At 66.8% G+C, this 14,078-nt stretch carries 14 protein-coding genes and 1 riboswitch; of the genes, 7 read left to right on the top strand and 7 right to left on the bottom strand.

Going from position 1 to position 14,078, the window contains the following annotated elements; genetic code table 11:
* Window positions 1-3 precede the first annotated feature (3 nt).
* From CAP37_RS03305 to CAP37_RS03320, 4 genes are read right to left on the bottom strand one after another with little or no spacing between them, the layout of a single operon-like run.
* Complete coding sequence (locus tag CAP37_RS03305) at window positions 4-693, bottom strand: PQQ-binding-like beta-propeller repeat protein (protein ID WP_086122857.1); 690 nt, start codon at window positions 691-693, stop codon at window positions 4-6.
* Window positions 694-737: 44 nt separating this feature from the next.
* Window positions 738-1,958, bottom strand: a complete 1,221-nt coding sequence (locus CAP37_RS03310) for a helix-turn-helix domain-containing protein (protein WP_086122858.1) — start codon at window positions 1,956-1,958, stop codon at window positions 738-740.
* A 9-nt stretch (window positions 1,959-1,967) separates the two neighbouring features.
* Window positions 1,968-2,729 carry an ABC transporter permease gene (locus tag CAP37_RS03315; RefSeq protein ID WP_086122859.1) on the bottom strand — a complete coding sequence of 254 codons (762 nt, stop codon included), beginning with the start codon at window positions 2,727-2,729 and terminating at the stop codon, window positions 1,968-1,970.
* Window positions 2,726-3,694, bottom strand: coding sequence for an ABC transporter ATP-binding protein (locus tag CAP37_RS03320; protein WP_086122860.1), 969 nt, complete (start codon window positions 3,692-3,694; stop codon window positions 2,726-2,728). The genes CAP37_RS03315 and CAP37_RS03320 overlap by 4 nt, the downstream gene beginning before the upstream one ends.
* Before the next feature lie 54 nt (window positions 3,695-3,748).
* Between CAP37_RS03320 and CAP37_RS03325 the strand changes: the two genes are divergently transcribed.
* Window positions 3,749-4,843 carry a PA0069 family radical SAM protein gene (locus CAP37_RS03325; RefSeq protein WP_086124798.1) on the top strand — a complete coding sequence of 365 codons (1,095 nt, stop codon included), beginning with the start codon at window positions 3,749-3,751 and terminating at the stop codon, window positions 4,841-4,843.
* Here the strand turns inward: CAP37_RS03325 and CAP37_RS03330 are convergent.
* Both CAP37_RS03330 and thiC read right to left on the bottom strand, forming a co-directional pair.
* Complete coding sequence (locus CAP37_RS03330; protein ID WP_086122861.1) at window positions 4,803-5,111, bottom strand: DUF1653 domain-containing protein; 309 nt, start codon at window positions 5,109-5,111, stop codon at window positions 4,803-4,805. The two genes, CAP37_RS03325 and CAP37_RS03330, sit on opposite strands and share 41 nt — an antisense overlap.
* A gap of 10 nt (window positions 5,112-5,121) precedes the next feature.
* Entirely contained in the window at window positions 5,122-7,035 is a 1,914-nt protein-coding gene (gene thiC / locus CAP37_RS03335; protein ID WP_086122862.1) for a phosphomethylpyrimidine synthase ThiC, read from the bottom strand.
* 59 nt (window positions 7,036-7,094) lie between these two features.
* Window positions 7,095-7,209: riboswitch (TPP riboswitch) on the bottom strand.
* 42 nt (window positions 7,210-7,251) lie between these two features.
* On the opposite strand from thiC, the gene CAP37_RS03340 reads away from it, so the two are divergent.
* Entirely contained in the window at window positions 7,252-8,064 is an 813-nt protein-coding gene (locus tag CAP37_RS03340; protein ID WP_086122863.1) for a DUF72 domain-containing protein, read from the top strand.
* Window positions 8,065-8,070: 6 nt separating this feature from the next.
* On the opposite strand, the gene CAP37_RS03345 is transcribed toward CAP37_RS03340, so the two are convergent.
* Window positions 8,071-8,370 (bottom strand): hypothetical protein, encoded by a 300-nt coding sequence (locus CAP37_RS03345; RefSeq protein ID WP_086122864.1) that lies wholly within the window; start codon window positions 8,368-8,370, stop codon window positions 8,071-8,073.
* Between the two features lie 119 nt (window positions 8,371-8,489).
* On the opposite strand from CAP37_RS03345, the gene CAP37_RS03350 reads away from it, so the two are divergent.
* Genes CAP37_RS03350 through CAP37_RS03370 form a run of 5 tightly spaced genes read left to right on the top strand, consistent with a single transcriptional unit; the run spans window position 8,490 to window position 14,074 of the window.
* A complete protein-coding gene (locus tag CAP37_RS03350; protein WP_086122865.1) occupies window positions 8,490-9,794 on the top strand; it encodes a GTP cyclohydrolase II in 1,305 nt (434 codons plus the stop codon).
* Window positions 9,791-11,032, top strand: a complete 1,242-nt coding sequence (locus CAP37_RS03355) for a URC4/urg3 family protein (protein WP_086122866.1) — start codon at window positions 9,791-9,793, stop codon at window positions 11,030-11,032. Before CAP37_RS03350 ends, CAP37_RS03355 begins: the two co-directional genes overlap by 4 nt.
* A gap of 28 nt (window positions 11,033-11,060) precedes the next feature.
* Complete coding sequence (gene upp / locus CAP37_RS03360) at window positions 11,061-11,690, top strand: uracil phosphoribosyltransferase (protein WP_086122867.1); 630 nt, start codon at window positions 11,061-11,063, stop codon at window positions 11,688-11,690.
* Window positions 11,691-11,696: 6 nt separating this feature from the next.
* Complete coding sequence (locus CAP37_RS03365) at window positions 11,697-12,959, top strand: amidohydrolase family protein (protein WP_086122868.1); 1,263 nt, start codon at window positions 11,697-11,699, stop codon at window positions 12,957-12,959.
* Window positions 12,956-14,074: an MBL fold metallo-hydrolase gene (locus CAP37_RS03370; protein ID WP_086122869.1), complete on the top strand. Its 1,119-nt coding sequence runs from the start codon at window positions 12,956-12,958 to the stop codon at window positions 14,072-14,074. Before CAP37_RS03365 ends, CAP37_RS03370 begins: the two co-directional genes overlap by 4 nt.
* Window positions 14,075-14,078: the final 4 nt, after the last annotated feature.

Here is a 14,078-nt window from a genome sequence, read left to right on the forward strand (position 1 = left end):
TCCTCAGGCGCGGCTCGCGCTTCGGGGGCGGCGCACGGCGCGCACTTTGCCGGTGGGCCCACCGCCGCAGTAGAAAAGATCGGCGCCGTCGGATTCCAGCCCGCTGACCCCCAGGCCCGCAGGCATCTCCAGTCGCTCCAGCACCTCGCCGCTGGCCGGGTCGATGCGGCGGATGTCGCTCTCCTCGCCTTCCCAGGTGCCGTGCCAGAGTTCACCGTCGACCCAGGTCACGCCGGTCACGAAGCGGTTCGACTCGATGGTGCGCAGGACAGTCCCCGTGGCCGGGTCGATCTGGTGGATGGTGCGGTTGCGGTACTGCCCCACCCACAGGCTGCCTTCGGCCCAGGTGAGCCCCGAGTCGGCGCCCTGGCCGGGGGCGGGAATGGTGGCGAGGATCTTGCCGGTGGCCGGATCGATCTTGTCGATGCGTTGCTCGGCGATCTGGTAGAGGTGCGTGCCGTCGAAGGCGGTGCCAGCATCGCCAGTGCAGTTCAGGGTGCGTGTGCGCTCGCCGCTGTCGGGGTCGAAGGCGACCAGGGTCGCCCCGCTGGCCACCCAGACGTTGCGGCCGTCGTAGGTCACACCGTGGGCGGGTTCGGGTTGGGCAAACGGGCCGTACTCCCGCACGATCTCGGCGGCGCTCGCTTTGGCGCGTGAATTGGATTTCAAGGGGGCGCTGGTGGTGGTGGGCATGGTGGTTCCTTTGGTTGGCCTCGGAATAAAGCCATGGCGCCACTCTAGGCAATCGGCAGCGCAGCAGGGAGTAACAAGATCGTCGTGAATTCCGTGAACGGCGGCGCCTGCCAGCGGCGTGCCCGCGCTTGCCCGATGGCGCGCACGCGCTCTGCGGTTTCCAGTTCAGCCAGCGCACGCTGCACCGTTCGCTGGCTGGCACCCAGCGCCAGCGCGAGAGCCGACGTGGACCAGGCCGCGCCGTCCGAAAGCAGTGCCACCACCGAGGCCTGCTCGCCATCGATGGGGGGCGCCAGTACCACCACAGGGCGATCGTCCAGCGGCCTCAGTGCGAAGCCGCGCGCGGTGGCCTCGATGCGGGCCAGCGTGGGCACCAGTGCGCGCAGGCGACCGATTTCCACCCGCAGACGTGCGCGGTGAGTTTCGTCGGGGCGGCGGGTTCTAAAGGCGGTGGCGATCAGGGTTTCGCGGTCGATCTCGCCGGGCCACGCCTCGGCCAGGGCGCGTGCCAGCGTGAACAGCACCGGGCGCCGCGCCAGCGTTTGCCATTCCGCTCCCGCGCCAAGGCCTCGCTGGCAGGCATCCACCACCAGCGCGTCGGTGGCCTTGAGGGCCGCCACCTCGTCCAGTCGCAAGGCCTGTTCGCCGCCCGCACCGAGGCGCCGGGCGGCAGGGCGTTCCAGTGTGGCTTGCGCCTGCGCCACCTCGGCCACCAGCGCGGGAACGCCCGCTAGCGTGGCCGATTGGTGGGCGCGTTGCAGCGCCGCCTGCGCCTCGTCGACCCGCAGCGAACGCAGCGCCAGTTCGGCCCCGGTCAGTTCAGCCACCGCCACCAGCACCGGCGGCAGGCCCTGCGTGTCGGGTCGTCCGAGCGTGGACGCGGCTTCGTCCAGCCGGCCCAGCAGCAGCAAACGCCGCGCTGCGATCAGCCGCGCCTGCAGCGCGTTGGCACGGTCGCCGTGCGCCTCCAGTGTGGCCGCCGCGGCAGACAGCGCGCGCACCGGGCCGCTGAAATCCCGCATGGCCACGGCCACTTCAGCTTCGGCCACCACGCAGCGGGCGCGCGCCCGTTCCTCGTGCGTGCCAAAGCGGCGCGCAGCGAGTTGCAAAAGGGTGCGGGCACGCGCGTGCTCACCGAGTTGCGCCATGGCAATGCCTCGCAGTGCCAGCGCCGGCGGGTCCTCCCGCAGGGCCACGCGCTTCAGGGCGCCCAGCGCATCGCCGGCGGCCAGCGCACGGGCAGAGGCGGCGATGAGCGAATCCACGGCGGGCCCTCAGCGGCGCAGCTTGTACCCGGTTTTGAAGACCCACCAGATGAAGCCCAGGCAGGCCGCCATGAAGACCAGCGTCATGCCGGTGCTCACGGCAATGTGCACATCGGCCACGCCATAGAAGGCCCAGCGGAAGCCGCTGATGAGGTAGACCACCGGGTTCACGAGAGACACCGTCTGCCACACGGGCGGCAGCATGTTGATGGAATAGAACGCACCGCCCAGGAAGGTGAGCGGTGTGACCACCAGCAGCGGAATCACCTGCAGTTTCTGGAAGCTGTCGGCCCACAGGCCGATGATGAAACCGAACAGGCTGAAGGTGACGGCGGTGAGCAGCAGGAAGCCGATCATCCAGCCGGGGTGGGCGATGTGGTACGGCACGAACACGCGCGCGGTGAGCAGGATCAGCAGACCGAGCATGACCGACTTGGTGGCCGCCGCCCCCACATAGCCCAGCAACACCTCCACCCACGACACCGGCGCCGAGAGCAGCTCGTAGATGGTGCCCGACCACTTGGGCATGTAGATGCCGAAGGACGCGTTGGAGATGCTCTCGCTCAGAAGCGAGAGCATGACCAGGCCGGGGATGATGTAGGCGCCGTAGCTCACGCCGTCGATCTCGCCCATGCGCGAGCCGATGGCCGTGCCGAACACGATGAAGTAGAGCGAGGTGGTGAGCACCGGCGCCATGATGCTCTGCGTGATGGTGCGGAAAGTGCGCGCCATCTCGAAACGGTAGATGGCCTTGATGCCGTGGATGTTCATGCCAGGCTCTCCTGCTTCTTGTGGACCAGGCTGACGAAGATGTCTTCCAGCGAACTCTCGCTGGACTGCAGGTCCTTGAAATCGATGCCTTGCCCCGCCAGCGCGCGCAGCAGTTCGGCGATGCCGGTTTCTTCCTTCTGCGTGTCGAAGGTGTAGGTCAGCGTGAGCCCTTCGCCCGAGAGTTCGAGTGGCCAGTGCGCCAGCGCTTCGGGCACCTGCGCGAGCGCATGCTGCAGCGTGAGCGTGAGCTGCTTCTTGCCGAGCTTGCGCATCAGCACATGCTTGTCTTCCACCACGATCAGCTCGCCCTGGCTGATGACGCCAATGCGGTCGGCCATGTCTTCGGCCTCTTCGATGTAGTGCGTGGTGAGAATGATGGTGGTGCCGCCTTCGCGCAACTTGCGCACCATGCGCCACATGTCGTGCCGCAGCTCCACGTCCACGCCCGCACTGGGTTCGTCGAGAAACAGAATTTTGGGCTCGTGCGACAACGCCTTGGCGATCAGCACCCGCCGCTTCATGCCGCCCGAGAGCGTCATGATCTTGTTGTCCTTCTTGTCCCAGAGCGAGAGGTCTTTGAGCACCTTCTCGATGTAGGCCGGGTTGGGTGGTTTGCCGAACAGGCCCCGGCTGAAGGTCACCGTGGCCCACACGGTTTCAAAGGCATCGGTGTGCAGCTCCTGCGGCACCAGGCCGATGGCCTCACGCGCCTGCCGGAAGTCTCGCTCGGTGTCGAAGCCATCGGCCAGCACCACGCCTTCGCTGGGCTTGGCAATGCCGCAGACGATGCTGATGAGCGTGGTCTTGCCGGCGCCATTGGGGCCGAGCAGCGCAAAGATCTCGCCGCGCCGGATGTCAAGATCAACCCGCTTGAGGGCCTGGAATCCGCCCGGGTAGGTCTTGCTCACGCCGCGCACGGACACGATGGAATCGGCGGTGCTGGCCGCCTGTAAAGATGGGTTCATGGATCCTCCTGGATCGCGCACTCTACACTGGTTTTGTGTACAGTGATCGTCTCCATGAAAAGCGTCCACATTCCCATTCAGGCCATCAAGGGGCGCGGCGTTGCCCACCAGCAGCCGCACCGCTTCGAGCGCGCCGCGCGTGAGGCTTTTGATGACGGCTGGGGCGCGCTGGATCAAACCGCACTGGCCAGGGACGAAGCGCCGCCGCCGGCCACCGAGGTCACCTGGGAAGACTGCAAGAGCGCCATCACCCGCAATGACTCGCCCGACATCGGCTTCAACCTCGGCCTCAATCCGTACCGGGGCTGTGAACACGGTTGCGTGTACTGCTATGCGCGGCCCACGCACAGCTACCTCAACCTCTCGCCCGGCCTCGATTTCGAAACGAAGCTCATCGCCAAGCGCAACGTGGCCGAGGTGTTGCGGCGCGAACTGGCCAGTCCGCGCCACGTGCCCGAGTTGCTCGCCATCGGCACCGTGACGGATGCGTATCAGCCCGTTGAGCGCGAGTGGCGATTGATGCGCGGTGTGCTGCAGGTGCTGAGCGACACGCACCATCCGCTCGCCATCGTCACCAAGGGCAGCGGCGTGGAGCGCGACATCGACCTGCTCGCGCCCATGGCCGCACAAGGCCTGGCCGCGGTGTACGTGACCATCACCACACTGGATGCGAAGCTCGCGCGCATTCTGGAGCCGCGCGCCGCCGCGCCGCACCGGCGTCTGCGCACGCTGCGCACGCTGGCCGAGGCCGGCATTCCCGTGGGTGTCAGCGTGGCGCCGCAAATTCCCTTCATCAACGACGACATGGAGCAGGTGCTGGAAGCCGCGCACGAGGCCGGTGCGCGCCGGGCCTTTTACACCGTGCTGCGTCTGCCCTGGGAAGTGAGCCCTATGTTTCGCCAGTGGCTGGAACAGCACTACCCCGACCGCGCCGCGCGCGTGATGGCGCGTGTGCAGGAGATGCGCGGCGGGAAGGATTACGACGCCGATTTCTCGCAGCGCATGAAGGGCAGCGGCGTCTGGGCCGAGCTGATCCGCCAGCGCTTCGACAAGGCCTGCCAGCGCCTGGGTTTCAACCAGGAGCGCGAGCCGCTGGATACGTCGCAGTTCAGACCGCAGGCGGTGCGGGCGCAGCAGGAGCTCTTTTAGCCGCGTCCAAGATCTCCAGCGGCACGGTAGCCTCCTCGTGACGTGTGAACCGCGGCTGCTCACGCCCTTCGAACACGCCGACCTCGGCAAACATCGCCGCTGGCCGCACCCACAGCCCCCAGCCGCCGTACAGCGCGCGGTACAGGGTCATGCCCTGCAGGGTCTCGCTGCAGCGCACGGTGTCCAGCACCTCGTACCAGCCGCCCTTGTAGTGGCGGTAGAAGCCGGGGGGCGTGGGGTGCAGCGGGGGCAGGTCGTCGTCGGTCATGCCGCCGAGTTTATGCGTCGGCCTTTTTCAGGATCGAGTCCACCGGCACATAGAACTCGCCGCCGGTGGCCTTGAACTCGGCGGACTTCGCGGCCATGCCCCGAGCGAGGGCGTCGGCCTCGCTCAATCCCTGTCTTTCGGCGTAGTCGCGCACGTCCTGCGTGATCTTCATCGAGCAGAACTTCGGCCCGCACATGCTGCAGAAGTGCGCCTCCTTGCTGCTGTCCTTGGGCAGGGTCTCGTCGTGGAAATCGCGCGCGGTGTGCGGGTCCAGCCCGAGGTTGAACTGGTCGTGCCAGCGAAACTCGAATCGCGCCTTGCTCATCGCGTCGTCTCGTGCGCGGGCGCCGGGGTGGCCCTTGGCCACATCGGCCGCGTGCGCGGCTATTCTGTAAGCGATCAGGCCCTGTTTCACGTCGTCGCGGTCGGGCAGGCCCAGGTGTTCCTTGGGTGTCACGTAGCAAAGCATGGCCGTGCCCATCCAGCCGATCATGGCCGCACCGATGGCGCTGGCAATGTGGTCGTAGCCCGGTGCGATGTCGATGGTGAGTGGCCCGAGCGTGTAGAAGGGTGCTTCGTGGCAGTGCTTCAACTGCTCGTCCATGTTGGCCTGGATCAGGTGCATGGGCACGTGGCCCGGTCCTTCGATCATGGTCTGCACATCGTGCTGCCAGGCAATCTTCGTCAGCTCGCCCAGCGTCTGCAGTTCGGCGAACTGCGCCTCGTCGTTCGCGTCTGCCGCGCTGCCGGGGCGCAGGCCATCGCCGAGCGAAAAGCTCACGTCGTACGCCTTCATGATTTCGCAGATTTCTTCGAAGTGCGTGTAGAGAAAACTCTCGCGGTGGTGCGTGATGCACCACTTGGCCATGATGGAGCCGCCGCGCGACACGATGCCGGTGCGCCGATTTGCCGTGAGGTGCACAAAGGCCAGTCGCAGGCCCGCGTGGATGGTGAAGTAGTCCACGCCCTGTTCGGCCTGCTCGATCAGCGTGTCGCGAAAGATCGCCCAGGTGAGGTCTTCGGCCACGCCGCCCACTTTCTCCAGCGCCTGGTAGATCGGCACCGTGCCGATGGGCACCGGCGAGTTGCGCACGATCCAGTCGCGCGTGGTGTGGATGTTGCGACCGGTGGAAAGGTCCATCACGTTGTCGGCGCCCCAGCGAATCGCCCACACCAGCTTGTCCACTTCTTCCTCGATGCTGGAGGTCACCGCCGAGTTGCCGATGTTGGCGTTGACCTTCACCAGGAAGTTGCGCCCGATCGCCATGGGCTCCAGTTCGGTGTGGTTGATGTTGGCCGGGATGATGGCGCGGCCGCGAGCCACCTCGTCGCGCACGAACTCGGGCGTGATCACGTCCGGGATGTGCGCGCCCATGGGGTTGCCGCGCAGTCGCGCCTCTCGTGCGGCGTCGCCCAGGTACTCGGCCATCCACTCGCGTTTGCCGTTTTCGCGCAGTGCCACGCTCTCCATTTCTGGCGTGACGATGCCCTTGCGGGCGTAGTGCATCTGCGTCACGTTCATGCCGGAGCGTGCACGGCGTGGCGAGCGCTGCAGGCCGGCGGCCTGCGCGCGCAGGGCCTCGATGCGTTCGATGCTGGTGTCGTTCTGGCGCGCTTCGTTTTTCACGCCGTCGTCCAGCACCTGGCGCGCGCGGCCGGCGTAGGTCTCGGTGTCGCCGCGCGCTTCAATCCAGGCGCTGCGCACATCGGGCAGGCCGCGCGTCACATCAATGGCGGCTGTGGGGTCGGAATACGGACCTGATGTGTCGTACACCACCACGCGTTCGCCGTTGGTGAGCGCGATCTCGCGCATGGGCACGTTCACGCCTGGCATCGTGCCGGGCACATACAACTTGCGCGAAGCAGGGAAGGGCTCACGGCTGAGGGCGAGTTGCGCGAGGGCAAGGTGGTCGGGTGCGTTCATGTGGCGGTCTCCGGGAAAAAGGCATTGAAGAAATGCTCCGGAGGTCCGCCCACCCGCCATGGGTGTGCGTGAGCTCTTCTTTCGCCGGTACTAACCGGATCAAGTTCGCGGGTTCGGCTGGTCAGCCATCTCAGCGCCAGACCCTTTCAGGTCCGTGCACCCCGGAGCAGGGGGGAGTGTAAAGTCGTTTGCACTCAGCTTTTCCGGGAGACGGGTGTGAGCAGAAAGAAATCCGTAACAGGCAGCGTGCGGGTCGGCGTGGGCGGCTGGACCTTTGAGCCCTGGCGCGACAACTTCTACCCCAAGGGGCTCGCTCACAGCAAGGAGCTCGCGTACGCCAGCACGCACCTCACCGCGATCGAGGTCAACGGCACCTACTACAGCACCTTCAAGCCGCCCACTTTTGCCAAGTGGCGCGACGAGACACCAGAGGGCTTCGTGTTCTCGTTGAAAGCCAACCGCTTTGCCACCAACCGCAAGGTACTGGGCGAAGCAGGCGAATCGATCCAGCGCTTCATCGGTAGCGGCCTCAGTGAGCTGGGCGCCAAGCTCGGTCCGCTGGTGTGGCAGTTTGCGCCGACCAAGCTGTTTGATCCGGATGACTTTGAAGCCTTCCTGCGGCTGTTGCCGGAGAAGGTGGACGGCCTGCCGCTGCGCCATGCGCTGGACGTGCGCCACAACAGCTTCATCGACCCCGCGTACCTGGCACTCGCGCGCAAGTACCGCTGCGCCACCGTGTTCACCGACTCGGACGATTACCCCTCGTTCGCCGACCTGACCGGGGACTTCGTCTATGCGCGCCTCATGCGCACCGAAGCGAAGGTGAAGACGGGTTACGAACCAAAGGCCCTGGACCGCTGGGCTGATGCAGCCAAAACCTGGGCGGCAGGCGCCGAGCCAGCCGATGTGCCACGGCTGGCCCCCGCTGGCAAGCCGGCGGGATCACGCGATGTGTTCATGTTTTTCATCAGCGGCGCCAAGGAGCGCGCGCCCGCTGCCGCCCTGGGCCTGATCGAACGGCTGAAGTAGCTTTGCTCAGAGCGGATCGGCCAGCAGCTTGGAGAGCGCGGCGATGTTGGCGGCGCTGGGCACCTGTGCCTTCATCTCGTCTTCTTCGGCCGTGGCGTTCTCGTGCGCCTGAATGGCGTTGACCATGGCGTACTGGCTTTCCCACGAAAGCGTCTTGCCTTCCGGGCACAGGTCGCGCACGGTGCCGAACCAGTAGTAGCCGTCTTTGCCACCGAAGAGCTTGTCGATGCCGCCCGCATCGCCGGTCTTAAGGCCATGGGCCGCCAGGATGAGCTTGAGCTTGTGGTGCGAGGCAGAGTAATGCATGAGGCGACGGGCAGTGGGGAGCGGTCGGCGATTGTACTGAAGGGCATGTGCTTCGGGCAGGCATAAGATGTCTGGCACTGAGCTTGCTTGGGTAGGCCAGCCCCCAGGAGCTTCCCATCATGTCCGAAGATTCCCCGTCACCGACAGGCCTTGTGGCCGCTGAAGTACCGCCCTCGCCGAACTCGCCGCATCCCCGGCACATCCGCCTCACCTCGCATTCCGGCGGCTTTGGCGCACTCCCCATCCAGTGGGGCGCGGCCACGGCCAGGGAGCGCGGGCCGGTGGTGGGCACCACGCTGAACCTGTCGCACCGCAACGTGATCGGCACGCACAGTGGCAGCTACAGCGTGTACCGCGCGCTGGCGGTGGCGGCCGGGGCGCTCAAGCGCGAGCACCGTGCCGATCTCACCAACACCTCGCCCACCGACATCATCGGCCCGTACCCGCAGTGGGCCGACCCGGAAAAGATCTGCAGCATCGACCCCTGGGGTGCGGTGGTGGCCGATGTGTATGCCACCGAGCTGGCGGCGGGCTATGACATTCGTCCCACCATCGCCGTGACCAAGGCGCACGTGATCCTGCCCGAGGTGATCGACGCCTTGCTGAAGGGCCGCCTCAAGCCCGACGGCAAGTTCCTCACGGCGGGCGGTGCGGCGGTGGTGACCAAGGTGGCGGTGGAACCGGTGTGGTACCTGCCGGGCGTGGCCAAGCGCTTCGGTTGCAGCGAGACCGACCTGCGCCGCGTGCTGTTCGAGGAAACCGGTGGCATGTACCCCGAGCTCGTCACACGCTCCGACCTCTCGGTGTTCCTGCCGCCCATTGGCGGGCAGACGGTCTATATCTTCGGTGAACCGCGCGACCTGGCCAACCCAGATGTGACGCTGACCGCCCGCGTGCACGACGAGTGCAACGGCTCCGATGTGTTCGGCTCCGACATCTGCACCTGCCGGCCCTACCTCACCCATGCAATCGAAGAATGCATTCTGGGCGCGCAGCGTGGCGGCGTGGGCCTGGTGGCCTACTCGCGCAAGGAAGGCCGCGCGCTGGGCGAGGTGACCAAATTCCTGGTCTACAACGCGCGCAAGCGGCAGGTGGGCGGCGACACGGCCGACCAGTATTTCGCCCGCACCGAATGCGTGGCCGGTGTGCAGGACATGCGCTTCCAGGAACTCATGCCCGACGTGCTGCACTGGCTGGGCGTGAAGAAGATCCACCGACTGGTCTCCATGAGCAACATGAAATACGACGCCATCACCGGCGGCGGCATTGAGGTGGGTGAGCGCATCAACATCCCGGACGAACTGATTCCGGCCGATGCCCGTGTGGAGATGGACGCCAAGATGGCCGCGGGGTACTTCACACCGGGGCTGGTGCCCGGCGCGGAAGAACTCAAGATCGCCAAGGGTCGGGGGCTGGGCGCTTGAGCGGCGTTTCTGCCCACGCCGACGCCTCCACCGCCGCAGGGGCGGTGAGCGCGCTGCGATCCACCGGGGCGATTCGCGAACGCGCCACGGCGTTGCTGGCGCGCGCCCGTGCTGGTGACTCCGCCTGTTTTTCGGTCGACGACGCGGCGCTGAAATCGGCTGCACGCACCGTGGCCGAACTCACGCGCCAGCGCTTCCCCGACCTGCGCATTCCGTACCACAGCCGCTGGCGCCACTTCGAGGCCGGTGGCGTGGACCGGCGCGCGTTGCTCGACGCGCTGCTGGGTCCGGTGGAAACCGCAGAACGCGCGCGCACGCAGATCGACCTGGCGCTGGTCAGCGTGCTGCTCGATGCGGGGGCTGGCGCGGACTGGCGCTACGACGAAGCTTCGAGTGGACAGACCTTCTCGCGTTCCGAAGGCCTGGGCGTGGCGAGCTTTCATGCCTTCACCGCAGGCTTGTTCTCCAGCGAGCCGGCGCAACCGCTCCGTGTGGACGCCGCCGGCCTGGCAGCGTTGACCACCAGGACACTGGGCGCGGCGTTCCAGGTGAGCGAGGGCAATCCGCTGGTGGGGCTGGAAGGCCGGGTCGATGTGCTGCGGCGCCTGGGTGTGGCCCTGCTCGGCCATGCCAGCACCTACGGGCCGTCCGGGCGCCCGGGTGCGCTTTACGACGCGCTTCATGCGACCTCGCTCGAAGCGCACGACATCCTCAAGACACTGCTCGACACCTTGTCCGACATCTGGCCGGCGCAGAACACGCTGGGCGGCATCGCTCTGGGCGATTGCTGGCGGCATTCCGCCGTGCCCGGGCCAGGCCTCACCGCCGGCTGGATGCCGTTCCACAAACTCTCGCAGTGGCTTACCTATTCACTGCTGGAACCGTTCGAGTGGGCGGGCGTGAAGCTGGGTGGGCTGGACGCACTCACGGGCCTGCCCGAGTACCGCAACGGCGGTCTGCTGATCGATGCGGGTGTGCTGCATCCGCTGCCCGCCGACCACGCCACGCGCACCTGGCAGGCGGGAGATCCATTCATTGTGGAATGGCGCGCGCTCACCGTGGCCTTGCTGGATGAGCTCGCACCGCTGGTGCGCGCCGAGCTGGGCCTGCAGCCCGATCAGTTGCCGCTGGCCTGCGTGCTCGAAGGCGGCACCTGGGGGGCAGGGCGCTTGCTGGCACAACGGTTGCGTGGCGGACTGCCGCCCTTCCACATCGCCAGCGACGGCACGGTGTTCTGACTTTTTTACCTCGAAGGCCCCTACCACCATGAGCAACGTTCACCTCATCGACCACCCCCTGGTGCAGCACAAGCTCACCCTCATGCGCCGCAAGGACGCCAGCACCAATAGTTTCCGGCGCCTGCTCAACGAGATGGCGATGCTCATGACCTACGAGGTCACGCGCGATATGGCGATGCAGGAGATTGAAATCGAGACGCCGCTGGAGACCATGCGGGCGAAGGTGATCGACGGCAAGAAGCTGGTGTTCGTCTCCATCCTGCGCGCGGGCAACGGCATTCTGGACGGCATGCTCAGCGTGGTGCCGGGTGCGCGCGTGGGCCACATCGGTCTGTACCGCGATCCGAAAACGCTGACCGCCGTGGAGTACTACTTCAAGATGCCGACGCACATGAACGAACGCGACGTGATCGTGGTCGATCCCATGCTCGCCACCGGGAACTCGGCCATCGCAGCCGTGGACCGGCTGAAAGAGATCGGCCCCAAGTCCATCAAGTTCGTCTGTCTGCTTACCTGTCCCGAAGGCGTTGCCGCGCTGCAGCGCGCGCATCCCGATGTGCCCATCTACACCGCCGCTATCGACCGCGAGCTCAACAGCCACGGCTACATCCTGCCCGGCCTGGGCGACGCGGGCGACCGCATCTTCGGCACGCAGTAAGAACCCATGCTCGACCTGCTGATCACCCACGCCACCCTGCCCGACGGCCGAACCGACATGGCCGTGGCCGTGCAGGACGGGCGCATCGTGGAGGTGAGCGCCGGGCTGAATGCAACCGCGCACGACACGCTGGACGCTGGCGGTCAGCTGCTCACGCCGCCGTTCTGCGACCCGCACTTTCACATGGACGCCACGCTCAGCTACGGCCTGCCGCGCGTCAACCAGAGCGGCACGCTGCTCGAAGGCATCGCGCTGTGGGGCGAGCTCAAACCCTTGCTGACCGAAGAAGCGCTGGTGGAGCGCGCGCTGGCCTACGGCGACTGGGCGGTGGCCAAGGGTTTGCTGGCCATTCGCAGCCATGTGGACACCAGCGACCCGAGCCTGCTGCCGGTGCGCGCCATGCTGGAAGCAAAGAAGCGCATGGCACCGTATCTGGACGTTCAGCTCGTGGCATTCCCGCAGGACGGCGTGCTGCGCAGCCCGGGCGGGCTCGACAACCTCAAGCGAGCGCTCGACCTGGGCGTGGACGTGGTGGGCGGCATTCCGCACTTCGAGCGCACCATGAGCGACGGCGCGGCCAGCGTGAAGCTGCTGTGCGAACTCGCCGCCGAGCGCGGCCTGCCGGTGGACATGCACTGCGACGAAAGCGACGATCCCCTCTCGCGCCACATCGAGACCCTGGCCTGCGAGACGCAGCGCCTGGGCCTGCAAGGCCGCGTGAACGGCTCGCACCTCACCTCCATGCACAGCATGGACAACTACTACGTGAGCAAGCTGATCCCGCTGATTGCCGAGTCGGGCGTGAGCGCGGTGGCGAACCCGCTCATCAACATCACGCTGCAGGGCCGACACGACACCTATCCGAAACGGCGTGGCATGACGCGTGTGCCTGAGCTCATGGCCGCCGGTGTCACGGTGGCTTTCGGTCACGACTGCGTGATGGACCCGTGGTATTCGTTGGGCAGTGGCGACATGCTGGAAGTAGCGCACATGGGCCTGCACGTGGCGCAGATGACGAGCCAGGCCGGCATGCGCCAGTGCTTCGACGCGGTGACGGTGAACGCCGCAAAGGTGATGGGCCTGGCCAGCTACGGCATGGAAGCGGGCAAGGACGCCAGCTTCGTGCTGCTGCAGGCGCGCGATCCGATCGAAGCCATTCGCCTGCGCGCCACGCGACTCAAGGTGTGGCGCAAGGGGCGCTTGCTGTCGGAAATGGCACCGGCCACCGCGCGGCTCTCCCTGCCCGGACGCGAGGAGAACCCGCTGTGAACTCCTTCGGCAAACGCGCCCAGGGCGAGCGGCTGGAGCGCATGCGGGTTTCGGCTTTGTGGACCGGTGAAGGCTTTCGCAATCAGCATCCGGTGTTGCCGGGTTTGCGAGACAGCACGGTGCCCCGGCCCACGCTGAAGGAATTCCTCAGTTCCGGCGGGCGGCGCGCGCCGACCGGGCCATTGCCTTCGATCGATCCCCGCGAGGCCTGGAGTCGGCCCGTGCAGAGCGGCTTGCGCGCCACCTGGCTTGGCCACTCCACCGTGCTGATCGAGATCGATGGTCACCGTGTTCTGACGGACCCGGTGTGGGGCACGCGCGCTTCGCCGTTTCGCCTGCTCGGGCCCAAACGTTTCCAGCCCGTGCCGTTGCGCCTGAAGCAGATGCCCGAGGTGGACGTGGTGTTGATCTCGCACGACCATTACGACCACCTGGACTACCCCACCATCCGCGCACTCTCGCGGCACAGCAGCGTGCCCTTCGTCACTTCGCTCGGTGTGGGCGCGCACCTGCAGGCCTGGGGCGTGGCGGCCGAGCGCATCACCGAGCTCGACTGGTGGGAAAGCCACCGCGTGCCGGGCACGGGCCTGACCATCACCGCCGCGCCTTCTCAGCATTTTTCGGGTCGCGGCTTCAAGGACCGCAACGCCACGCTGTGGTCTTCCATGGTGGTGCAGTCCGAGCGGCACCGCGTATTCTTCAGCGGCGACACCGGCCTCACGACCGAGTACGCCGCCATCCGCGAACGGCTCGGCCCGTTCGATCTGGTGATGCTCGAAGTGGGCGCTTTCCACCCCGCGTGGGGCGACATTCACCTGGGCCCCGTGAATGCCCTGAAGGCGCACGCGCTGCTCGGCGGAGGGGCCTTTCTGCCGGTGCACTGGGGCACCTTCAGCCTGGCCATGCACGAGTGGGACGAACCGGTGGAGACGCTGCTGAAGCTGGCGCCTTCCCACGGCGCCTCGTTGCTCATGCCCCGCCTGGGTGAAGCCGTGGAACCGGCGCACCTCCAGGCCGTGGTGCCGTGGTGGCGCGGGCTCGGCGGCGGTGCCGAAGCACCGCCAGCATCGGAAGTACCCGCCTTGCAGCGCCAGCTGCCCTGGCCGCTCGACTGAGCGC

It is taken from the genome of Hydrogenophaga sp. IBVHS1 (assembly GCF_002127265.1).
Lineage (GTDB): Bacteria > Pseudomonadota > Gammaproteobacteria > Burkholderiales > Burkholderiaceae_C > Hydrogenophaga.